The following is a 19,189-nucleotide window of genomic DNA, read 5'->3' as shown; positions in this document are numbered from 1 at the left end:
CATGCTGAAGATTCGCGGACTCTCGAAATCCTTTGGCGGCGTCAAGGCGACCGACAACGTCTCGCTCGACTTCGCCGACGGTTCGCTCACCGCCGTGATCGGTCCCAACGGCGCCGGCAAGAGCACGTTCTTCAACCTGATCACGGGCGCGCTGCGACCGGACGCCGGGCAGATTTTGCTCAACGGCGTCGACATGGCGGGCAAGGCCCCGCCGGAGATCGTGCGCCATGGCATCGGCCGCGCCTTCCAGGTCGCGAGCATCTTCCCGTCGCTGACGGTGGAGGAGACGATGCTGGCTGCCGTCTGTGCCGATCAGCGCCGCGCCGGCGTGATGCATCGCCGGTTTCCACTGGCCGAGACGCGCGACCGCGCCGAGCATGCGATGGAGCTGCTCGGCCTCGCCGGCAAGCGCAACCGGACCGCGGCGACGCTGTCGCACGGCGACCAGAAGCTGCTCGATATCGCGCTCGCGCTGGTGCTCGAGCCCAAGGTGCTGCTGCTCGACGAGCCGACCGCGGGCATGGGCACCGAGGAGCGCTGGCGCATGATCGACAAGGTGCGTGAGCTCTGGGAGAAGCAGAAGATCACCGTCGTGTTCATCGAGCACGACATGGACATCGTATTCAAGATCGCGCCTCGGATCGTCGTGCTGTGCTACGGCCGCATCCTGGCGAGCGGGACGCCGGACGCGATCCGCAGGAATGATGCCGTGATCGAGGCCTATCTCGGCAGCGACGACCACGCGGGAGCGGTGGCATGAGCGCGCAGCCGGTGGTGCAGGTCGACGACCTCGACGTCTATTATGGCACCAGCCAGATCCTGTTCGGCGTCGGCCTGTCGGTGCGGCAGGGCGAGACCATGGCGCTGCTCGGCCGCAACGGCGCCGGCAAGTCGACCACCATGAAGGCCATCATGGGGCTGACGCCGGCGCGCCGCGGCAAGGTGACCCTGCGCGGCCAGGTGGTCTCGGGAATGCGGCCGCATCACATCGCGCGGGCCGGGCTCGGCTTCGTGCCGGAAGACCGCCAGATCTTTCCCGAGCATACGGTGGAGGACAATCTCGTGATCGGCCAGAAGAAGGGACCGGATGGCGAGGACGAGTGGTCGATCCGCCGCGTCTATGACGTGTTCCCGCTGCTCGAGCCGCTGCGACACCGGATCGCCGGAAGGCTCTCCGGCGGCGAGCAGCAGATGCTGGCGATCGCCCGCACGCTGATGGGCAATCCCGTGCTGCTGCTGTTGGATGAGCCGAGCGAGGGGCTGGCGCCGATCATCGTGCAGCGCATCGGCGAGCTGCTGCGGCAGCTCCGCGGCACCGGTGCCACAGTATTGATCGCCGAGCAGAACATGCATTTTTGCCTTGGCCTTGCGAGCCACGCGACGGTTATCGACAAGGGCCAGATCGTCTACACATCCTCCATCGAAGAGCTGAAGGCCAACGACAACATCCGGCAGCGCTATCTGGCGCTGTAGGGCATGGTCCGGAAAGGCACGCAGCGGTTTTCCCTCGCGACAAGCGCGTAGCGCTTGCGCGGGGGATCACGCCCAAAGGACAAGGCACTTCGACAGCGATGGGAGGACAAATGGCGGGCAAGCTGACGGCGACGCATGAAGCGCCGTATCGCGGGCTGAAGGTACTCGATTTCGGGCAGGGGATTGCCTCGCCCTATTGCGCGATGCTGCTCGGCGTCTACGGCGCCGACGTCATCAAGGTCGAGCCGCCGGAGGGCGACTGGTCGCGCTATCTCGGCACGACCTACGGCAATCACACGACGCTGTCGGCGGTCTACAACCGCGGCAAGCGCAGCCTGTGCCTAGACATGAAGCACAAGGACGGGATCGCTATCGCGCAGCGGTTGGCGCGCGAGGCGGACGTCCTCATCGAAGGATTTCGCCCGGGTGTCGCAGGGCGGCTCGGGCTCGGCTATGAAGGCCTGTCGCGCGACAATCCCGGCCTGGTCTATCTGTCGGTCAGCGGCTTCGGGCAGAGCGGCCCGTACGCCAAGCGGCCCGGCTCGGATTCGGTGGCGCAGGCGTTCTCGGGGCTGGTCTCGGTCAATCTCGGCGCCGATGGCGTGCCGCATCGGGTCGGCACCACGATTTCCGACGTCGTCACCGGCGTCTATGCGTTCCAGGCCATCGCCACGACGCTGTTCGCGCGTGCCACCGTCGGCACTGGCCGCTGGATCGACGTCAATCTCTGCCAGTCGACGTCGGCGCTGCTCGGCCACAAGGTGGCGGAGTTCATCCTCGAGGGCGGCGCGCCGCGCGCGCTGAACGTTCCGGCCGGCACCTACCAAACCCAGGACGGCTGGATGATGGTCACCCTGGTGAACGAACCGCAATACAAGCGGCTGTGCGGTGCGATCGGCCGTGAGGATCTCGCCGGCGATCCGCGTTTTGCCGACTTCGCCCGGCGCGCCGATGCGGCCGACGCGCTGATCCCGCAATTGCGCGAGGTGTTCCTGACACAGGCGACGGACGCCTGGCTCGCGCGGCTGCATGCGGCCGATATCATCGCCGAGCGGATCCTCAATCCCGGCGAATGGCTGCGCAATGTCCATATCGAGGCGACCAGGGCGTCGGTGCGCCAGGACACACCCGGCGTCGGCGCGGTCTACACGCCACGCACGCCGGGGATCGCGAGCCTGTCCGAGGATCACCTTTGCCCCGCGCCTGACGTCGGGCAGGATAGCCGCGCCGTGCTGACGGAGGCCGGCTTCGGTTCCGCCGAGATCGACGGCCTGCTGCTGTCGGGCGCCGTGCGGCAGGCCAAGAGCTAACGGGAGGCAACACATCATGAGCACCGACCTCGTTCGTTACTCGGTTACCGACCAGATTGCGGAGATCGTGCTGGATCGCGCGCCGGTCAACGCACTCAGCATTCCCCTGATCGACGCGCTGCTGGCGGCGCTGGAGAAGGCCCGCGATGATGAGGCGGTGCGCGCCGTCGTCATCAGCAGCGCCCATAAGGTGTTTTGCGCCGGCCTTGATCTCGACATCGTCAGGGGCAAGCCCGCGATCGAGACCAAGACATTCCTCGAGCGGCTATACTTCGCGTTGAACGATACGCAGTATCGCATGGGCAAGCCGACGATTGCGGCGATCGATGGCGCGGTACGCGCCGGCGGCATGACGATCGCGATCTCCTGCGACATGATTGTCGCGGGCGACGGCTCGACATTCGGCTATCCCGAGATCGATGTAGGCCTGATCCCGGCGATCCATTTCGTGCAGTTGCCGCGGTTGGTCGGAAAGCACCAGGCATTCGGCCCGCTGTTCCTTGGCGAGCCCTTCGATGCCGCGACCGCCTTTCGCATGGGCTTGCTCAGCGAGGTGGTGCCGAAGGGCACCGCGCTCGCGCGGGCCCGCGAGATCGCACGCAAGCTTGCGGCGAAATCGCCGATCGTGATGAAGATCGGCCGCGACGCCTTCATGCGCGCGGTCGATGCCGATTTCCGCCGCTCGGTGGAAAACACGGCGGAAAGCTTTGTTGTGGTCGCATCGACGGAAGACTGCCAGGAAGGGCTGAATGCGTTCGTCGAGAAGCGGGCGCCCAACTACAAGGGACGGTAATGGCTGGACTGTATTTCGAGGAGTTCGAGGTAGGGCAGGAATTCCACCACGAGTTCAGCCGGACCGTGACCGAGATGGACAACACCATGTTCAGCCTCCTGACCATGAACCCGCAGCCGTTGCATATCGACGCACATTTCTCCGAGAAGACCGAGTTCGGCCAGCGACTGTTCAACAGCCTCTATACGCTCGGCATCATGATCGGCATGAGCGTGTACGACACGACATTGGGAACCACCGTCGGCAATCTCGGCATGACCGACGTCAAGTTCCCCAAGCCGGTGTTCCATGGCGACACGCTGAAGGCGCACACCAGGATCATCGGCAAGCGCGCCAGTAAGTCGCGGCCGACCCAGGGCATCGTCGAGTTCGAGCACACCATGACCAACCAGCGCGGCGAGGTGGTGGCCAGTTGCCGCCGCACCGGCCTGATGCACTGCAAGCCGAAGGCGTAAGCGATGCGATCGCTCCTGTTCGTTCCCGGCGACAGCACCCGGAAGTATGAAAGCGCGAAAAAGACCGCGGCCGACGCGCTGATTCTCGACCTCGAGGATTCCATCGCGCCGGACCAGAAGGTCGTTGCGCGCGGGATCACGCGCCAGATGCTCGATGTGCGCAACCCGGAGCAGAAGCTCTATATCCGCGTCAACGCGCTCGACACCGACCTGACGCTCGGCGATCTCGCCGCCGTGATGCCCGGCAAGCCCGATGGAATCGTGCTGCCGAAATGTGCCGGCGCCGCCGACGTCGACAGGCTCGCGCTCTATCTCGACGCATTCGAGGCGGCCTCCGGTATCGCGCAGGGCACCACGCGGATCGTGACGGTCGCGACCGAGACGGCGCGGGCGGTGCTGAAAATCCTCGATTTCGAGAACATGAGCCCGCGGCTGTGGGGCATGATGTGGGGCGCGGAGGATCTCGCGGCCTCGCTCGGGGCAACGCGCAACCGCAGCGATGGCCGCTATCACTCGCCCTTCATCCTGGCGCGCGATCTCTGCCTGATCGGCGCGGCCGCCGCCGGCGTCGTCGCGATCGATACCATCGCGACCGACATCAACGATCTCGATGCGTTGAAGGCCGAGGCGATCGCGGCGCGGCAGGATGGCTTCCTTGCCAAGGCCGTGATCCATCCCAAGCATGTCGACGTCGTGAACGCGGCCTTCATGCCGACGGATGAAGAAATCGCATGGTCGGAGCGGGTGATCGCCGCGTTCGCCAATAACCCATCGGGGGTCGCCAAGATGGACGGCAAGATGCTCGACAAGCCGCATCTGCGCGCCGCCGAGAAGATCCTGGCGTCGCGCAGGAAATAGTCGGCAGGCGGGCCGGACGCCGCCATGTTGCGCGATAGCGAGGTGCGGCGGCGGCGGTCGCTGGCGATCGACTAACCGCAGGAATCAGGAATGAGCGACGGCCGACTTGCCGTCCTGCTGCTTTGACCACGAGACGTAGTAGGCGACGGCCGTCATCGCCGCGATGCCGGCGATGCTGACCGCGACCTGCCTTGCCAGTGAGTATGGGCCCGTAATCAGGATCAGGTGCGCAGCGAATGAGAGGAAGACGCCTGCACAAAACACGGCCAGCCACTCCTCGCCGCACTTGATGATCGGCTGCAAGGCGGGAGATCGCAGGTATTCCCAATCGCGCGGCACCAGCCACGTGAACAGGAACGTCAGGGTCAGGAAGTGCAGGATGCGATGAGGTGCGACATCCTCCCGGTCGTTTGGCGGCAGCATATCGCTCAGCCCGCTCGGCATCATTTGCGCGAGTGCCGGGATATCGCTGCTCGAGACGATCGTCAGGGCGAACAGCAGATACAGCAACGCCATGGCGCGCAGCGCGGGAGCCGCCTGCATCGCGCGGATCGCGGGCGTATATCGCGTGCCGATCAGCGCGAGCCAACCGCCCATCACGAACAGCAATTGCCAGCAGAACGGATTGAGGTACCAGTCGCCATACGGATATGACGACAGGTTCCAGTCGAGCAGCCGGCCGGCCGCATAGAGGGTCACGGATGCGACGACCGTCACGTTCGGCACGTACAACAGCCCGAACACGATGATGGGCTGGAACGCCATCAAGGCTATGGTGAGTTGCAGCACGTCGAGATTGAGCGGCTTGGCCTGCAGGAACAGGCCGTAAATTAACGTCCGGATCGGGTGGTCGATGAATCCGGTGATGTTGAACTCGCTGATGATCTCGGGCGCCGCGGTCCGGGTGGCGACATAGCTGATCAACTCGACATAGATCACGAACAGAACGATATAGGCGGCATAGAGCTGCCATACGCGCTTGAAGATGCGGGTTGCGGCCACCAGGAATCCGCGTTCCAGCGTCATCCTGGCGTAGATGAGCGTCACGGCGTAGCCGCCCACGAATACAAAAAGGTCGGTTGCGCCGCTGAAGCCGAAGTTGCGCATGGTCAGCGCGCCGACAACGTTGTGCGGAATATGGTCCAGAAACAGAAACCAGTTTGCGATGCCAAGCAGCAGCGCGATCCTGAGATCGCCATCGGCTTTCGCGATCTCGGCGTTTGTTGTCGAAGTCATCTGAAGCTGAAATTTGCCGGCCCGAGAAACGAATCGCTAATCTAGAGGGAACCCGCGCCTGGTCCGAATAGACTTTGCGTGAACCCTATCTAGTCCGTTTCGGGTTCCGGCCAAGTGGCCGGCTCAAGAAAGATCACGTTTTCGCAATCAACTCGTGAGCGGTGTCAGACCGGCTCGTATTTGCGCAGGTCGCGGGCGTGATCGAGCGTATTGGCTTGCAGGTTTGCGCCGGTCACGGGGAGTTCCGGCAAGGCGGCCTCGGCCAGGAGATCGTCCGTGACATCCTCGACCGAACGCTCGGCAATCTCGTGAATGAAGCTGATGTTCGCATATTCTCCCGAGGCGATTCGTGAGACGACGTCGCGTCGTGTCATTTCGGGATCAACGATCGCCTCGCGGCCACGGCGGCCATAGTCGATCATCACGACGAAATACTGCACTGCCTGATCGTTCGATGTTCTGACTGTCACCGAGCATTATTTCCGATAATCGGAAGTATGTCAAGGTGAATTATTGAAAACCGAAATTCAGGCATGCATGGCCGGACCGATTCGGCTCGAAGGTGTCCGAATCGGTCCGGCCGGTCCCTGAAGCAGCACGGTTACTTCTCGGACGATCGCCCGCCCTGCGTCCGGGCAGATTTTCGCCCCTTCACCGCCGACTTGCCGCGCAGCCTTTCGATCTGGCCGCGGGGCAGGGTGACGCAGATTTCGCCGATCCATTCGAGCTTTACGCCGTTGATCGGCTTGGCGTTGAAGCTCTTAAGGTTGACGGTGCCGGACGAACTGCCGCGTTCGATCGTCTTCAGATACCGCTCGCCGCTCTTCAGCCGGACCGCAGCTTCCTCTCCGTAGAAGCTCGACAGCGGATAGCGCTGCTCGCGATACACCACGATGACGTCGCCGTTCTCGTATTTCGGCAGCATCGAATCGCCTGAGACCTCGAACGCGACGGTCTCCTCCGTCACCGGGAACGGAAGCTCGATTTCGCCGAGACCCTCCGGCGGGACCTGCTCAAGCTCCGGCTGGATCGAGGCGCCGGCGCCGACCCGGCCCACGATCGGCACCGAATTCAGCTCCAAATACTCCATGATCGGGGCAATCTCGGATGCCTTGATCAACCTTATTCCCGACAGGATTTCGGAGACCGCCCCGGCCCGAACCCCCATCGCGCGGGCAAGCCCGCCTTTGCTCTTCCCGGTCTTTTCCAGTGCTCGTTCGATCAGTGCCGCGTCCAGCATGTTTCATCCTTTCCCAAACCCGGACACACTATATCCGTTACGATTATCAGAAACAAGCTTGACTTTTTCTTCGGAATATCGGAAGGTGTGCGAGGCGCCGGCGGAATGACAGAAATGGGAATTTGGAATGGAAACGATGAACTGGCTGCCGGAGCATTCGGCAGCCTTGCAGGACCTCCGCGCCCGCGGCTTGTCCTATTCGGAAATCGCTGACACGATCAACGCTACCTTCAATACGGCCTATACACGCAATGCGGCGCTCAGCCGGGCGCAGCGCATGGGGTTGGCGGGCCTCGAAAGGCTCGAGCCGTCCCTGCCGGGGCACCTCGATCCGCCCAAACCGTCCCTGCCGGAGCTCCCAAGGATCGGGCGGTTGCATGAAGGGCGCGCCGAACTGACGCCCGATTTGCTTCGCGGGCCAAGGATCTTCACTGAAACGGCGGAGATGCCGCAACTTCGTTGCGCGGCGGTCGTGCCGCGGCATCTTTCGCTGCTCGACCTTAAGCCCGGAGACTGCCGCTATCCCTATGGCGGGGATAGCGACGGCGAGACAATGACCTTCTGCGGTCATCCGTGCCGGTCGGGCTCGAGCTACTGCACCCCGCATTTTCACCTGAGTCGCGATCCTGAAGCCACGGCGAGGCCGGTGTTGAGCGCCGCCTGGCTTCAAGCCATCGGGGCCGGCTGAGGCAATTCATCACCTGACCGACGGACATCGGTCCGCAACCGCGATCGCGCGGAAGCCTCCGCGCGCCCATCATCAGACATTTTGGAGGTTACCAATGTCGCGAGCCAAGCGCCGGAAACCGTACGATCCCGCCGGAGCGCACGATCGACGTGCCCAGGATCTGCCCATTAATGCCGAGGTGGCGACTGTTGAGGTCGACGATCCCCTTGCGCTCGAGCCGGGCGAGAAGATCGTTGCCTTTCGCTCGATCCGCAACGATCCGCTCGGCCGGTTGCATGCGCACCGCCAGATCGACGATACGCAGTATCGGAGTGGCCGGGCGTTCCAGAACGACTGGGAAAAGGCCGAGCGCGGTCCGCGCGCGGTGGATACGACACGCGAATATGTCGATGGCGGCCTGCGACGCGAGCCGATCACCGAGGGGCAGCGCCAGGCGACGTTGCGCCTCAATCGCGCCGAGCATGAACTCGGCGCCGACGGTTCGGCACTGGTGCACGATGTCCTGATCCTCGGCATGACCATGGAGCAGGTTGGACAGCGGCGCGGACTGCGTACGCAGCGCTGGCAAGACTATTTTGCGCGGCGTCTCAAGGAATGCCTGGATCGGCTGGCGCTGATGTACGGGCTTGCGACGGCAAGCAGGGTTCCGGTGAAGGACCGTCAACGCTGATCTGACGTGATTGCTGACGTGCCGGTTTGCCGCGCAGGAATCCGGCACGGCAACAACTCACGACATGAATGTGCCTTGCCTCACACTGAACTCATTCCTTGTGTGCGGTCGGGATTGGGCCCGGCCAGGCTGTGTCGAAGATGGTCGACAGCGGCGCGGACTCTCATGTAACTTCCGTCGCGTCGACGACCTGCCTGCATTCGAGGCCTCACGCGGGGAAGGGTCTGGTACGTCCACGCAAGGGAGTTCGCCGCGGCTACGCACCTGTCTACATCTTCTCTGCATGACGAACACCACGAGCAACGTGGATCGATGCCGACGCGGAGCCCAATCAAAATAACCCAAGGGAGAACCGACCGATGAATCACACTGGAAACTGCTTTTGTGGCGCCGTCGAACTCAAGGTCAGCGGGGAGCCCGAGGCAATGGGCTATTGCCACTGCCGTTCATGCCGTTCCTGGTCTGGCGGTCCGGTGAATGCGTTCAGCCTCTGGAAGCCCGAGGCGGTCGAGGTCACCAAGGGTGCCGACCACATCGCGACATTCGAGAAGACCGCGATGAGCCAGCGCAAATATTGCACAAAGTGCGGCGGTCACCTGATGACCAACCACCCGACGCTCGGGCTCGTCGACGTGTTCACCGCAACGATTCCGACGCTGAAATTCAGCCCGGGCGTTCACGTCAACTATTCCGAGGCAGTGCTGCAGATACGCGACGGCCTGCCGAAGTTGAAGGATTTTCCGGCCGAGTTCGGCGGCTCCGGCGAAATGATCGCCGAATAGCCCGAAGGCTCTCCATCACGAACGCGGGTGGCGGCGGCGTGCCGCCACCCGTCTTCGTATGGGCTCCGCCGAACAGATCGGTATCCAGCAGGCTTGCTTCGCATGCGAGGCGTCCGACCATGTCGGCGGCCGCCCGTGCCGCCGGGGCGTCCTGGCCATTGACAGCCATGTCCGACGATGGTCCCGCCTTGCAAAATCCGGGTTTGGTTTTGCCGACGAGCTTCCGCTAAAAGGCAAGCAGTGCCGGTCTTGGCAGGGACCGTCGTATTTCGCCTGACAAAATAACAGAGGAAGCGTCAGATCATGACCAGACCAGAATTGCCGGGGCGCGCGCCGCGCGGGGAGGGAGTTCCGACCGCGCTCGACGGCCTACTGGTCGTCGACTTCACCCGCGTCGTGGCCGGCCCGGCCTGCACGCAAACGCTGGCCGACTTCGGGGCCGAAGTCATCAAGATCGAGAATCCGGACGGCGGTGATGACACGCGCGCCTATGAGCACGCCGAAATCGGCGGGGAGAGCGCGGCGTATCTGAGCCTCAATCGCAACAAACGCGGCATTGCGCTCGATTTCAACAATCCGGCCGCGCTCGAGGTCGCGCGCGCGTTGATTGCCAAGGCCGACGTGGTGGTGGAGAATTTCTCCGGCGGCGTGATGAAGAAATTCGGTCTCGATTATGCGTCGGTCGCGCCGACCAACCCGCGGCTGATTTATTGCTCGATCTCCGCCTACGGCCGCAAAGGCGATTTCGCGCTGCGCCCGGGCTTCGACCCGATCACGCAGGCCGAAAGCGGCTTCATGTCGCTCAACGGCTTTCCGGATGGCGAACCGGTGCGCACCGGGCCGCCGATCGTCGACATGGCAACGGGCATGTCGGCCTGCAACGCCATCCTGTTGGCGCTGATCGCACGCGATCGGCTCGGTCGCGGTCAGCAGGTCGAGGTCGCATTGATCGACACCGCGGTGTCAATGACCGGCTTCTACGGCATGGCCTATCTCATCAATGGCAACAATCCCGGCCGTTTCGGCAACTCTCCGAATGGTTCGCCGACCGTCGGCGTCTATCGGGCGTCCGATGGTCCGCTCTACATGGCCTGCGCCAATGACCGGCTCTATCGCCGGCTGGTCACCGACGTGCTGGAACGCCCGGATCTCGTCACCGATCCCGAGTTTGCTCACCGCAAGGCGCGGACCGCCAACAAGGAGAAGCTGCGCGCGATCATTGCCAGCGTGTTTGCGGGCGACACGCTCGAGAACTGGATGGCGAAGATGAAGAAGGCCAACATTCCGGTTGGCTATCTGCGGACGGTCGAGGAGGGGTTCAACGCGCCCGAGGTGCGCGACCGGCATCGCCTGAGCAGGATTGCGCATCCAACCGCCGGCTCGGTTCCGAACATCGAGTCGCCGGTCAATATGAGCCTGACGCCGAGCATTGATCCCGTTGCGGCTCCGCTGCTCGGTCAGCATACGAAGGACGTGTTGAGCAAGACGCTTGGCTACGACGACCGGCGCATCGCCGCGCTGGCCGAGGCCGGCGCGTTCGGCAAGGCAGGCAACACCGGCTAGAGCCTTTTCCGTTCCGATGGAATCGGAACGGGGCTCTAGATTCTGGTTTGATGCGTTTCCTTGACGCGAACCGGTATCCGCTTCGCTCGAAAACGCTCCAGCGTGCTCGGCCTGCACAAAGGATCAACTATTCGCAAAACAGCCTGAGCGCTGGCGAGAGGAAAGCCTCTCGCCTGGCGAGATATCTTTCAGGCGTCGCAGGCCCCGGCGCGTCGCCGGCGGCCCGGGAGCTGGTCCGTTTCGGGAACTCAGTTCGGCTTGCTGCGCAAGTTGTTCCTTGGCATACTTTCAACTTCCTCGGGCTCCGCCCGATCGATCTCGAGGCGTGCCATCCGGAGGATGAGGGTTGCCGTGGTCAGGCCGAGGCGTTCGGCCTCTTGTGCTGCGGTGTCGACCTTCTGGGCCAAGCCTTCACGTTTACCTGGGTATGCCATTCGTAATCCTCACTTAAGGTGCGAGATGAAAAATCCCACATACGTTGCAGAGCTGCAGAAGAAGCTCGGAGCTCCATCGAGCGAAACACTGGAAAGCCTGCGACTGTTGAAGGCTTTCCTTCGACTTGCGCCCGATCAGCGTTCCGAGGTCATCGAGCTGGTCGAACGTTTGGCGGTTGAGCCGCCGCGCGATCCCTCACTGTCCTGAGGTGCTCGCAAATCTTTCCTGTGCGTCAGTTGTTCATCGGCTTGGCGGGCGGCTGCGTCGCGATCACGTAGATTGCGCCGCCCTCGAGCGCTTCGGATTGATGCAGCGTGCCGGCTGGCAGCAGGATGGTATCGCCGGCGCCGACCACCCGCTCGCCGCCATCCCAGATGAAGTTCAGCCGGCCGCTGATGATCATCAGGATCTCGTCGACCGGATGAGTATGAAACTGATGCACCTTGCCGGCCGCATCATGCTGCAGCTCGACCGAGCCTTGGGCCGGGAGCAGGTTCAGAATCTCCGTGTCGATGGCAAATTCAGTCTTCGTGCCTGCGATGATCTGGGTCATGCTGCCTGCTCCTTGTTCGCGATCGGTTGCGCCTTGTTCTGCGCGAGCTTGGCGAAGGGGCAGCCCGAGCTCGCATTGTTGTCGTCGTGCAGGAAGTACTGCAGATACTCGCGGCCGTCGGTCGCACCGTAGCGGCCAAGAAGCGGAGAGGGGCTCGCGCTGTCGTACGGGATCAGGCGCTTGCGCACCTCCGCGAACGCGGCGTTCGCGGCTTTCTCCGTCCCGAGAATCTTCTCGAATACCCAGCGCGGCTGGAACGTGAGCATGAAGGCGCTGGACCGGCGGCTTTGCCGCATCACATGCGCGGGCGTCGTGCAGACCACGAAGATCGGCTCGCCCGCAAATGAGAACTCCCACATCGGGTGGTCGATCTGTTCCGGAATCTCCGATGGCCACGGGTTCTTGTCCAGCCGTGCGAGCTGGTCGAGCGTCAGCCACATCTTGCGATAATAGGCGTCGAGCGTCTGTACCGGGCGGGGCCGCGTGAACACGATCAACGAGGTGTTGGGACCGAACGAGCGCGCCTGCGAGACATATTGCCCGAGTTGCTCGCCCAGCACCGCCACATCATATGGATCGAGGAAAAGGTAGCGGAGCTGATCCTGGCGATGTCCGGTCACGCCGAACACGCAAGGGAACGGCCTTGCCTCGCTGCTCATCTGCGCTTCAAACTCGGAGAACATCACGCTCTGCCAGCTGCTGACCGGAAAGTTTGACGCGACTTCGCCTTTTCTCAAGAACAAGCGCTCCATAACACCCCCTACACTCATAACCACACTAACGAGCTATCAACTTGCTTCTCATCAAGAGCGGCCCGGCAATGCCCGGCAGCGACATGAGAAGCAGAATGACAATCAAGGCGCTGTAGCCGCCGTCGCCGATCGCGGCCGTGTTGTGTACGGCGTCGGTCCCCGAGGCGTTGCTGGCGGCGAGCATCGCGAAGCCGATGATGGGCTGCGAGATGCCGGCGAAGATTCCGGCGGCTGTGGTGTTCACGGATGCGCCCACGCCGATCAGATCGGCGGTGTAGAGCTTCTTGACGCATTTCAGCACCAGCGGGACGGTGCCGCCGGCGACGAGCCCCAAGGCAGTGAACACGACGGTGACGTAGGCGAGTCCAAATGTCTGGGCGATCGGCGGCAGCAGCATCGCGATCAGCAGCATGCGCAGTACGCAAATGCCGATCAGCGCACGGTCAAGCGCCGCCGCGGCGCGATCGGCGGCGTGACCCAGGAAGATCGAGCCGAGCGCATTGCCGATCATGAAGGCGAGCAGGGGCGTGCCGGCCGCCGTCGGGGAGATGTGAAAGAAGTGCGCGACCATCGGAATGCCCCAGACGCCCGACAGCGTCGTCACCACCGCGAAGTGCGACGCAAACGTCATTGCGCAACCCCAGTTCGCGACATGGGCCAGCGATTGCCGCGCGGCGGTCATCACGCCCTTCAGCGTCTTGTTGCTATGCGAGGCCGGATCTGGCTTGAGCGCGAGCTTGGCGAAAGCGAGGTTGGCCAACCCAATGCACGCGATGAACAGGAAGCAGGCCCGCCAGCCAAAGCCTGAGACCGCGGCTGCAAGCGGCGTGGTCGCGATGACGCCACCGACATAGCCCGAGACCTGCGAGATGCCCGACATCATGCCGAACCGCTCATCCGCGAAGCTCTGTGCCACGAGCTTCAGGAGTGCGGTGAAGACCAGCGCATCGCCGCAGGCGACGATCAGGCGTGCAACAAAAACGTCGAGCAGGTTCGGTGCCAGCGCGAACGCGGCGCTGCCGAGCGAGGAGGCGATCATGCTGACGAGGACGACGCGCTTGACGCCGTAACGGTCGACTAGAAGGCCTGCCGGAATCTGCATCAGGGTGTAGCCCCAGAAGTAGCTTGAGGCGAGCATCGCAACGCCGGCCGCGTCGGTGTCGAAGTCGTGCATGAAACTGAGGCTGACCGACTGCGGCGATACGCGCTGCAGGAAGGCAATGGCGTAGGCGATGGCCACCGCAGTCCACGCGAGATAGGCGCGATCGGTGAAGCGCGACGTCGGGGCATAAACAGCTTGTTGTCCGAGCATCGACATTACACCCTCGCGTAACCTACCGAGAAAAGGGCATCCGCTGAATTCGGAATCTTCCGCGACATCGCGGCATCGACCAGCGACGCGGTGCCATGATAGGCCTGCCGATGGTGCTTAATGTGGCCGTAAGCGCCACGCATGATCATGTCGGGCAGTTCGAGCGGCTTGCCCGGATAGAGCGAGGTGCACATCTCGATACAGGCCGCCTGCAGGGCGAGATCCTGCGTATCGTCGAGCAAAGATGGAGTCACTTTTTCGCAAATCTTAGCGTTCGCTGCCCAGACGATCGGGTTGCGGGTTCGCCAGCCGTAGAGCACGTTGCCCTCGGCTCTCGCGGCGGCGCCGGAGCATTTCAGGACTTCCGATGTGAAGAAGCCGTAGAAGCCGCGGCCCTGGTGCGCCGGAAGCACTTCCGTGCCGCTGCGATAGATTCCAAGTCCGGCCGACATCTCCAGGACGCGGTAGACCGAGAAGGCAATGAGGCCAGACCGATCGTAGACAAGGATCAGGCTGTACTTCTTGTCGAAGGGCGAGGAGGTTGCTGTCCAGTGCGGCTCGGTGGCCTGCCAGTTGACGGCAATGATGCCGTTCATGGCGTCCATCAGCGGCTGACGGTCGCAGGCTTCGACCCGGGAGGCATCGGGTAGACTATAGATCGCGTAATCCGTCCAAGGCGATTTGATCGCCTCGTATCCGCTGCCCAGATTTCGCGGCATGGCAGAACTCCAGAATTCCATTGCGAGCTATACAGGGCAGCCTCGAATGGCTTAAAGGACAATATGCCCTCGAAAACTGCCAAAGCGCCCCGGCCTGAGCCGCGCGACAAGAAAGCAACGCGGCGGATCGCGATCGTTGCCTTTCCGGGTGTGACCTTGCTCGACATCTCGGGACCGGCGCAGGTGTTTGCAGAACTGGAAGCGATCGAGCTGCCAGGTCCGGACTACTCGCTGTCCTACCTGTCGACCTCCGGCGGGTTGGTGCCGACCGATGTCGGCATGATGATCGACACAGCGCCGATCGACAGTATTGCGCCCGCCGAGGTCGACACGCTGGTGATCCCCGGCGGGCCCGGCATCTGGAAGATCCGCAACGACGCGAAGTTGATGAACTGGATCGCGGAGGCGCTGCCGAAGGCGCGCCGTATCGCGTCGGTTTGCCTTGGCGCATTTGCGTTGGCCTGGACCGGGATTCTGGACGGCAAGCGGGCAGCAACGCACTGGCGTTATTGTCCCCGTCTGCAGGATAGCTTTCCCAATATCCGGGTTGAGCCCAACGCGATCTTCGTCAAGGACGGACGGGTCTGGTCATCGGCCGGGGTCAGCGCCGGCATCGATCTGGCGCTCGCCATGATCGAGGAGGATTTCGGCCACACCATCGCGCTCGATGTCGCGCGCAGACTTGTGGTGTTTCTGAAACGGCCGGGCGGTCAGAGCCAGTTCTCGACCGTCCTTGCCGCCCAGGCATCGGACGTCGAGGGACGCTTCAGCGCGCTGCACGCCTGGATCATCGAGAACATCACAAGCGACCTCAAGGTCGAGACCCTCGCGGAAAAGGCGGGGATGACGCCGCGCACCTTTGCCCGGACCTATGTCAGCCGCACCGGCATGACACCCGCAAGCGGCGTCGAGGCGCTGCGCGTGGAGACCGCGCGCTTGCTGCTCGAAAGCCGCCAGATCGGCGGCGTGGTCGAGGTCGCCAAGCGCGCGGGATTTGGCGATGACGAGCGAATGCGGCGGGCCTTCCTGCGCCACCTCGGCGTATCGCCGACCGAGTACCGAAACCGGTTTTCGGGCAGCTAGCTCGCCTCGGGCGAGGCCGTCCGGACGCGGCCGCTTCGCGTCGAAAGCCGATCTATCTCACGAGCGAATAGCTGGCCTTCGCTGGCCGGATTCGTGGCTCAAGGTGGTAGCTTTTCCGGTTTGTCTGCGGCTAATGTGCCGGCCAAATCGGGAGAAGAAACACCATGAATGACGGGACCCCCATTCGACAGGCGCGCAATGTCGAACTCGGCGCCAGCGGCGAGGAATTCCAGAACCTGCACGAATTCGCGCGAAAGGCCCGCGCCAAGCTGAATCAGAACGCCTGGGACTACATCGTCGGCGCCTCGGAGACCGAGACCACGATGCGCCGCAACAGAATGGCGCTCGACGAGATCGCGTTCCGGCCGCGCGTCCTTCGCAACGTCATCAACGTCGATCCTTCCACCGAGGTATTCGGACGCAAGCTCCGGCTTCCCGTGATGATCGCCCCGGTCGGCGCGCTCGAGATCTTCGATCCGGATGCGGGCGCGGCCGTCGCGCGCGGAGCGGGAACGTTTGGCGCGGCGCACATGCTGAGTTCGGTGTCCGAGCCCGGGCTGGAGAACACCGCCAAGGCGGCACCGGATGCGCTTCGCATCTTCCAGCTCTATGTGCGCGGCGACGATGCCTTTGTCGAGGATGTGGTCAGCCGCACCATCGACAACGGTTACGCCGCGTTCTGCCTCACCGTCGACACCGCCCATTATAGCCGGCGCGAGCGCGACATAGCCAAGCGCTATGTCCGCGAGAGCCGCATCCGCGCCACCGGCGGCGATTTCCAGAAGGGGCTGGAATGGCGGACGGTGAAGTTGATCAAGGACAAGTTCAAGATTCCACTTATCCTCAAGGGGATCGCCACCGCCGAAGACGCCAAGATCGCGCTCGACCACGGGGTCGACTGGATCTACGTCTCAAATCATGGCGGCCGACAACTCGACCATGGCCGTGGGTCCATGCATGTCCTGCCCGAGATCGTTCAGGCGGTCGCCGGCCGCGCCAAGATCATGGTCGACGGCTCGTTCTGCCGCGGCACCGACATTGTGAAGGCAATCATTTCGGGCGCTGATCTTGTCGGCATCGGCCGCATGCAATGCTGGGCGCTCGCCGCGGCCGGCGAGGCCGGCATTGTCCGGATGCTTGAACTGCTGGAGGACGAGGTGATCCGCTGCCTCGGTCTGCTCGGCGTCACCAGCTTTGCCGAACTGGACCAATCCTACCTGCATCCGGCGATGCCGACCAATCTGCCGAGCGTGTTCAGCGCATTCCCGCTTCTCGATATCGATCCCTACCGCTACTGAGCCGCCGCGAGCGATGCATGAAGCGCTGGCGCGATCGAGCCAATGTGCGCCTCGATCGCGCCAGCCGCCATCAATCTGTGGTGTCCATGAAGCCGCCGCGGCAACGACAAAGTCTGATCCAAATGCCGCACTAGTCGAGGCGCATGGCAAATAATCCATTCGCGGAATTTCCACTCGAACGCGCGATCGGCTTGCGCTGGACCTTGCGGGATATCCAGGCGGGCAGGCTGAAATTGTCACCGGTCAGCGACGAGGATCTGCACATCCTCGCTGAGCTCGGTCTGATCGAGCTGCATGACGACGAGCCGGGGCTGACAGAGGCGGGGGCCGCCGTGCTGAGCGACTGAACGGGCGCCCGGTCTAGCGCGCGTTCAGGAAGCTTTCACCGGAATTGCAAGGCGTGCACTGATAGGTCAGCACGTCGTAGACTTGGTCGCGCGGCTCGATCAAGGCAAGCCGCATTTGCGTGCCGCACTTCATGCACGGCATCTCTATGCTGGTTTTGAACCGGGTGCAGGTCGGTGTTGGACGAACGGCGCGCAGCATCGGATCCCCTTATTCCCCAGAGACGCGAACGCGACCGACGAAGAAGCCGAATCACTATGCCACAGTGCTGACATGATTGGAATCGGCTGTCGGTCCGGGCTAGGTAATTTTTCCTCGATCGGCCGGAACGGGTGAGGCTTTCATGGCTGCGATCCGGCGCTGACGCCGTCACAATCTATGCTAACCTCGCCAGACGCTTATTTCAGGGGGCGCGATCATGATTGAGCCGAAGCTTGAAGTTCCAGCCGAGTTGCGCGATCTCGCGGAAAAGACCATCGACCAGGCCGAACAGGCCTTCAGCCTGTTCTTTGATGCCGCGAGCAAGTCGATGACGACGATGCCGGGCGCCGGTACCGAGATCTCCAAACAAGCGCTGTCGTTCACCGAGCAGAACATGAAGGCGGCGTTCGAGCATGCGCGCAAGCTCGTGCACGCAACGGATCTGCAGGAGGCGATGCGGATCCAGTCGGAATTCCTGCGCAGCCAGTTCACCAATGCCGGCGAACATATGCGGCAGATCAGCGGTAGCGTGATGTCGGCGACCAAGGACGCGACGAAGGGGAAGTTCTAGGGCGGCTTTCGCGGTCCCATCGACGCTTTAGCGCCGGCGCGCGACGGCGACGCCGAGCAGAAACGCGACGAACAGGCTTGCGAGCGGCGCTTCGCGCGTGACCGCACTCACGGTGGCCAGGGCTCCGCCCGGTCGGCGCGAGGTCGCGATGGCATCGCTGAGGCGATCGGCGGCCGCTCGAAGTCCGTCCGACACCTCCGTGATCGTACGCGAGACGTCCGTCGCGGTGTCGATCGCTCGTTCACCGAGTGTGGGTTGAAGCGGGGACTCGGGTATTTCGGAGCTCATGTGCGGTGCCGCGATTTCAAGGCCACTGACTGACGTCAAGTGACCACCACCTTTGCTATCCGCCCGTTCTGAACGGCGGTGGCGGCCACATATCTCAGAAATTCCGCAGCGGTGGATTGGTTCCACCGACATGCCTCGCTTTCACATTCGGGAACCGGAAACTTACGCGCGGGTCGCGGCTTGTTTCCGTGGAGGAGGCGATGATGACAATGCAGGCGCATGGCATTGCGGATGGCGGTTCGGTCAAGCATCGAAATCGGCATGGTGGCACGCCGCTGTTGGTCGCGGCCGTGGTTGCGATCCTCGGCGTGCTCGGCATGCTGATCGTGGATCACGGTCCGTGGAACAAGCCGAACGTGCAGCCGGCCGCTTCGGCCAACTACTCAACGACCGGCGAGGCGGCCCGAGCCGCTGGCGCAAAGGTAATACCGACCGAGCCCAAGGCACCGATCGAGCCTGTTCCACCCGGCCCAAAGCCCGCTCATCCGGCAAATCCGAGCACGCCGCAATAGATGCCGGTGTTGGTGGGATCACATCCCAACGCAGGCCGCAGGAATTGACTCG

At 63.2% G+C, this 19,189-nt stretch carries 26 protein-coding genes; 16 read left to right on the top strand and 10 right to left on the bottom strand.

Translation table 11 applies throughout. The features are described 5' to 3' along the window. Window position 1 precedes the first annotated feature (1 nt). The 6 genes from QJT82_RS32820 (at window position 2) to QJT82_RS32795 (ending at window position 4,889) form a co-directional block, all read left to right on the top strand. Window positions 2-760, top strand: coding sequence for an ABC transporter ATP-binding protein (locus QJT82_RS32820; RefSeq protein WP_028343190.1), 759 nt, complete (start codon window positions 2-4; stop codon window positions 758-760). Next, window positions 757-1,473, top strand: a complete 717-nt coding sequence (locus QJT82_RS32815) for an ABC transporter ATP-binding protein (RefSeq protein ID WP_028343189.1) — start codon at window positions 757-759, stop codon at window positions 1,471-1,473. Before QJT82_RS32820 ends, QJT82_RS32815 begins: the two co-directional genes overlap by 4 nt. Before the next feature lie 110 nt (window positions 1,474-1,583). After that, on the top strand, window positions 1,584-2,783 hold the full coding sequence (locus QJT82_RS32810; protein ID WP_035632599.1) for a CoA transferase: 1,200 nt from the start codon (window positions 1,584-1,586) through the stop codon (window positions 2,781-2,783). Window positions 2,784-2,799: 16 nt separating this feature from the next. After that, a complete protein-coding gene (locus QJT82_RS32805) occupies window positions 2,800-3,576 on the top strand; it encodes an enoyl-CoA hydratase/isomerase family protein (RefSeq protein ID WP_028343188.1) in 777 nt (258 codons plus the stop codon). Then, the gene (locus QJT82_RS32800) at window positions 3,576-4,031 is read left to right on the top strand and encodes a MaoC family dehydratase (protein WP_018272840.1); all 456 of its coding nucleotides are present in this window, start codon (window positions 3,576-3,578) and stop codon (window positions 4,029-4,031) included. Before QJT82_RS32805 ends, QJT82_RS32800 begins: the two co-directional genes overlap by 1 nt. Window positions 4,032-4,034: 3 nt before the next feature. Further along, window positions 4,035-4,889 (top strand): CoA ester lyase, encoded by an 855-nt coding sequence (locus QJT82_RS32795; RefSeq protein WP_028343187.1) that lies wholly within the window; start codon window positions 4,035-4,037, stop codon window positions 4,887-4,889. Between the two features lie 84 nt (window positions 4,890-4,973). Here the strand turns inward: QJT82_RS32795 and QJT82_RS32790 are convergent, their stop codons facing one another. The 3 genes from QJT82_RS32790 to QJT82_RS32780 form a co-directional block, all read right to left on the bottom strand. Beyond that, the gene (locus QJT82_RS32790; protein WP_028343186.1) at window positions 4,974-6,125 is read right to left on the bottom strand and encodes an OpgC domain-containing protein; all 1,152 of its coding nucleotides are present in this window, start codon (window positions 6,123-6,125) and stop codon (window positions 4,974-4,976) included. 164 nt (window positions 6,126-6,289) lie between these two features. Further along, complete coding sequence (locus QJT82_RS32785) at window positions 6,290-6,565, bottom strand: hypothetical protein (protein ID WP_028343185.1); 276 nt, start codon at window positions 6,563-6,565, stop codon at window positions 6,290-6,292. A 161-nt stretch (window positions 6,566-6,726) separates the two neighbouring features. Then, the gene (locus QJT82_RS32780) at window positions 6,727-7,365 is read right to left on the bottom strand and encodes an XRE family transcriptional regulator (protein WP_028343184.1); all 639 of its coding nucleotides are present in this window, start codon (window positions 7,363-7,365) and stop codon (window positions 6,727-6,729) included. A 127-nt stretch (window positions 7,366-7,492) separates the two neighbouring features. Here QJT82_RS32780 and QJT82_RS32775 point away from each other — a divergent pair, with 127 nt between their 5' ends. From QJT82_RS32775 to QJT82_RS32760, 4 genes are all read left to right on the top strand, one after another. Beyond that, the gene (locus tag QJT82_RS32775; protein ID WP_051448056.1) at window positions 7,493-8,053 is read left to right on the top strand and encodes a GcrA family cell cycle regulator; all 561 of its coding nucleotides are present in this window, start codon (window positions 7,493-7,495) and stop codon (window positions 8,051-8,053) included. A 94-nt stretch (window positions 8,054-8,147) separates the two neighbouring features. After that, window positions 8,148-8,723: a DUF6456 domain-containing protein gene (locus tag QJT82_RS32770; RefSeq protein ID WP_028343183.1), complete on the top strand. Its 576-nt coding sequence runs from the start codon at window positions 8,148-8,150 to the stop codon at window positions 8,721-8,723. A 359-nt stretch (window positions 8,724-9,082) separates the two neighbouring features. Then, window positions 9,083-9,505 carry a GFA family protein gene (locus tag QJT82_RS32765; protein WP_026193083.1) on the top strand — a complete coding sequence of 141 codons (423 nt, stop codon included), beginning with the start codon at window positions 9,083-9,085 and terminating at the stop codon, window positions 9,503-9,505. A gap of 300 nt (window positions 9,506-9,805) precedes the next feature. Then, on the top strand, window positions 9,806-11,068 hold the full coding sequence (locus tag QJT82_RS32760) for a CoA transferase (RefSeq protein ID WP_028343182.1): 1,263 nt from the start codon (window positions 9,806-9,808) through the stop codon (window positions 11,066-11,068). Between the two features lie 248 nt (window positions 11,069-11,316). On the opposite strand, the gene QJT82_RS32755 is transcribed toward QJT82_RS32760, so the two are convergent. Continuing rightward, window positions 11,317-11,502 (bottom strand): hypothetical protein, encoded by a 186-nt coding sequence (locus tag QJT82_RS32755; RefSeq protein ID WP_016847356.1) that lies wholly within the window; start codon window positions 11,500-11,502, stop codon window positions 11,317-11,319. Between the two features lie 25 nt (window positions 11,503-11,527). Between QJT82_RS32755 and QJT82_RS32750 the strand changes: the two genes are divergently transcribed. After that, window positions 11,528-11,710: a hypothetical protein gene (locus tag QJT82_RS32750; RefSeq protein ID WP_016847357.1), complete on the top strand. Its 183-nt coding sequence runs from the start codon at window positions 11,528-11,530 to the stop codon at window positions 11,708-11,710. A 25-nt stretch (window positions 11,711-11,735) separates the two neighbouring features. On the opposite strand, the gene QJT82_RS32745 is transcribed toward QJT82_RS32750, so the two are convergent. From QJT82_RS32745 to QJT82_RS32730, 4 genes are all read right to left on the bottom strand, one after another. Beyond that, on the bottom strand, window positions 11,736-12,056 hold the full coding sequence (locus QJT82_RS32745; protein WP_028343180.1) for a cupin domain-containing protein: 321 nt from the start codon (window positions 12,054-12,056) through the stop codon (window positions 11,736-11,738). Continuing rightward, window positions 12,053-12,739, bottom strand: coding sequence for a YqcI/YcgG family protein (locus tag QJT82_RS32740; RefSeq protein WP_245288834.1), 687 nt, complete (start codon window positions 12,737-12,739; stop codon window positions 12,053-12,055). Before QJT82_RS32740 ends, QJT82_RS32745 begins: the two co-directional genes overlap by 4 nt. Window positions 12,740-12,833: 94 nt before the next feature. After that, complete coding sequence (locus tag QJT82_RS32735; RefSeq protein ID WP_028343178.1) at window positions 12,834-14,126, bottom strand: MFS transporter; 1,293 nt, start codon at window positions 14,124-14,126, stop codon at window positions 12,834-12,836. Next, window positions 14,126-14,839, bottom strand: coding sequence for a hypothetical protein (locus QJT82_RS32730; protein ID WP_028343177.1), 714 nt, complete (start codon window positions 14,837-14,839; stop codon window positions 14,126-14,128). Before QJT82_RS32730 ends, QJT82_RS32735 begins: the two co-directional genes overlap by 1 nt. Before the next feature lie 63 nt (window positions 14,840-14,902). Here QJT82_RS32730 and QJT82_RS32725 point away from each other — a divergent pair, with 63 nt between their 5' ends. From QJT82_RS32725 to QJT82_RS32715, 3 genes are all read left to right on the top strand, one after another. Continuing rightward, complete coding sequence (locus QJT82_RS32725) at window positions 14,903-15,922, top strand: AraC family transcriptional regulator (protein WP_018272820.1); 1,020 nt, start codon at window positions 14,903-14,905, stop codon at window positions 15,920-15,922. Between the two features lie 164 nt (window positions 15,923-16,086). Further along, window positions 16,087-17,220 (top strand): alpha-hydroxy acid oxidase, encoded by a 1,134-nt coding sequence (locus QJT82_RS32720; RefSeq protein ID WP_028343176.1) that lies wholly within the window; start codon window positions 16,087-16,089, stop codon window positions 17,218-17,220. Window positions 17,221-17,363: 143 nt separating this feature from the next. After that, the gene (locus tag QJT82_RS32715; RefSeq protein ID WP_028343175.1) at window positions 17,364-17,567 is read left to right on the top strand and encodes a hypothetical protein; all 204 of its coding nucleotides are present in this window, start codon (window positions 17,364-17,366) and stop codon (window positions 17,565-17,567) included. Window positions 17,568-17,580: 13 nt separating this feature from the next. Here the strand turns inward: QJT82_RS32715 and QJT82_RS32710 are convergent, their stop codons facing one another. Then, window positions 17,581-17,766, bottom strand: coding sequence for a hypothetical protein (locus tag QJT82_RS32710; protein ID WP_018272817.1), 186 nt, complete (start codon window positions 17,764-17,766; stop codon window positions 17,581-17,583). A gap of 217 nt (window positions 17,767-17,983) precedes the next feature. On the opposite strand from QJT82_RS32710, the gene QJT82_RS32705 reads away from it, so the two are divergent. Then, window positions 17,984-18,337, top strand: a complete 354-nt coding sequence (locus QJT82_RS32705; RefSeq protein WP_028343174.1) for a phasin — start codon at window positions 17,984-17,986, stop codon at window positions 18,335-18,337. A 27-nt stretch (window positions 18,338-18,364) separates the two neighbouring features. Here the strand turns inward: QJT82_RS32705 and QJT82_RS32700 are convergent, their stop codons facing one another. Next, entirely contained in the window at window positions 18,365-18,625 is a 261-nt protein-coding gene (locus QJT82_RS32700; protein ID WP_018272816.1) for a hypothetical protein, read from the bottom strand. Between the two features lie 209 nt (window positions 18,626-18,834). Between QJT82_RS32700 and QJT82_RS32695 the strand changes: the two genes are divergently transcribed. Continuing rightward, window positions 18,835-19,137 carry a hypothetical protein gene (locus QJT82_RS32695; protein WP_051002873.1) on the top strand — a complete coding sequence of 101 codons (303 nt, stop codon included), beginning with the start codon at window positions 18,835-18,837 and terminating at the stop codon, window positions 19,135-19,137. Window positions 19,138-19,189 lie beyond the last annotated feature (52 nt).

The organism is Bradyrhizobium sp. Mp19 (assembly GCF_029952935.1).
Classification (GTDB): domain Bacteria; phylum Pseudomonadota; class Alphaproteobacteria; order Rhizobiales; family Xanthobacteraceae; genus Bradyrhizobium; species Bradyrhizobium elkanii.
This window is presented reverse-complemented; position numbering and strand designations above follow the sequence as displayed.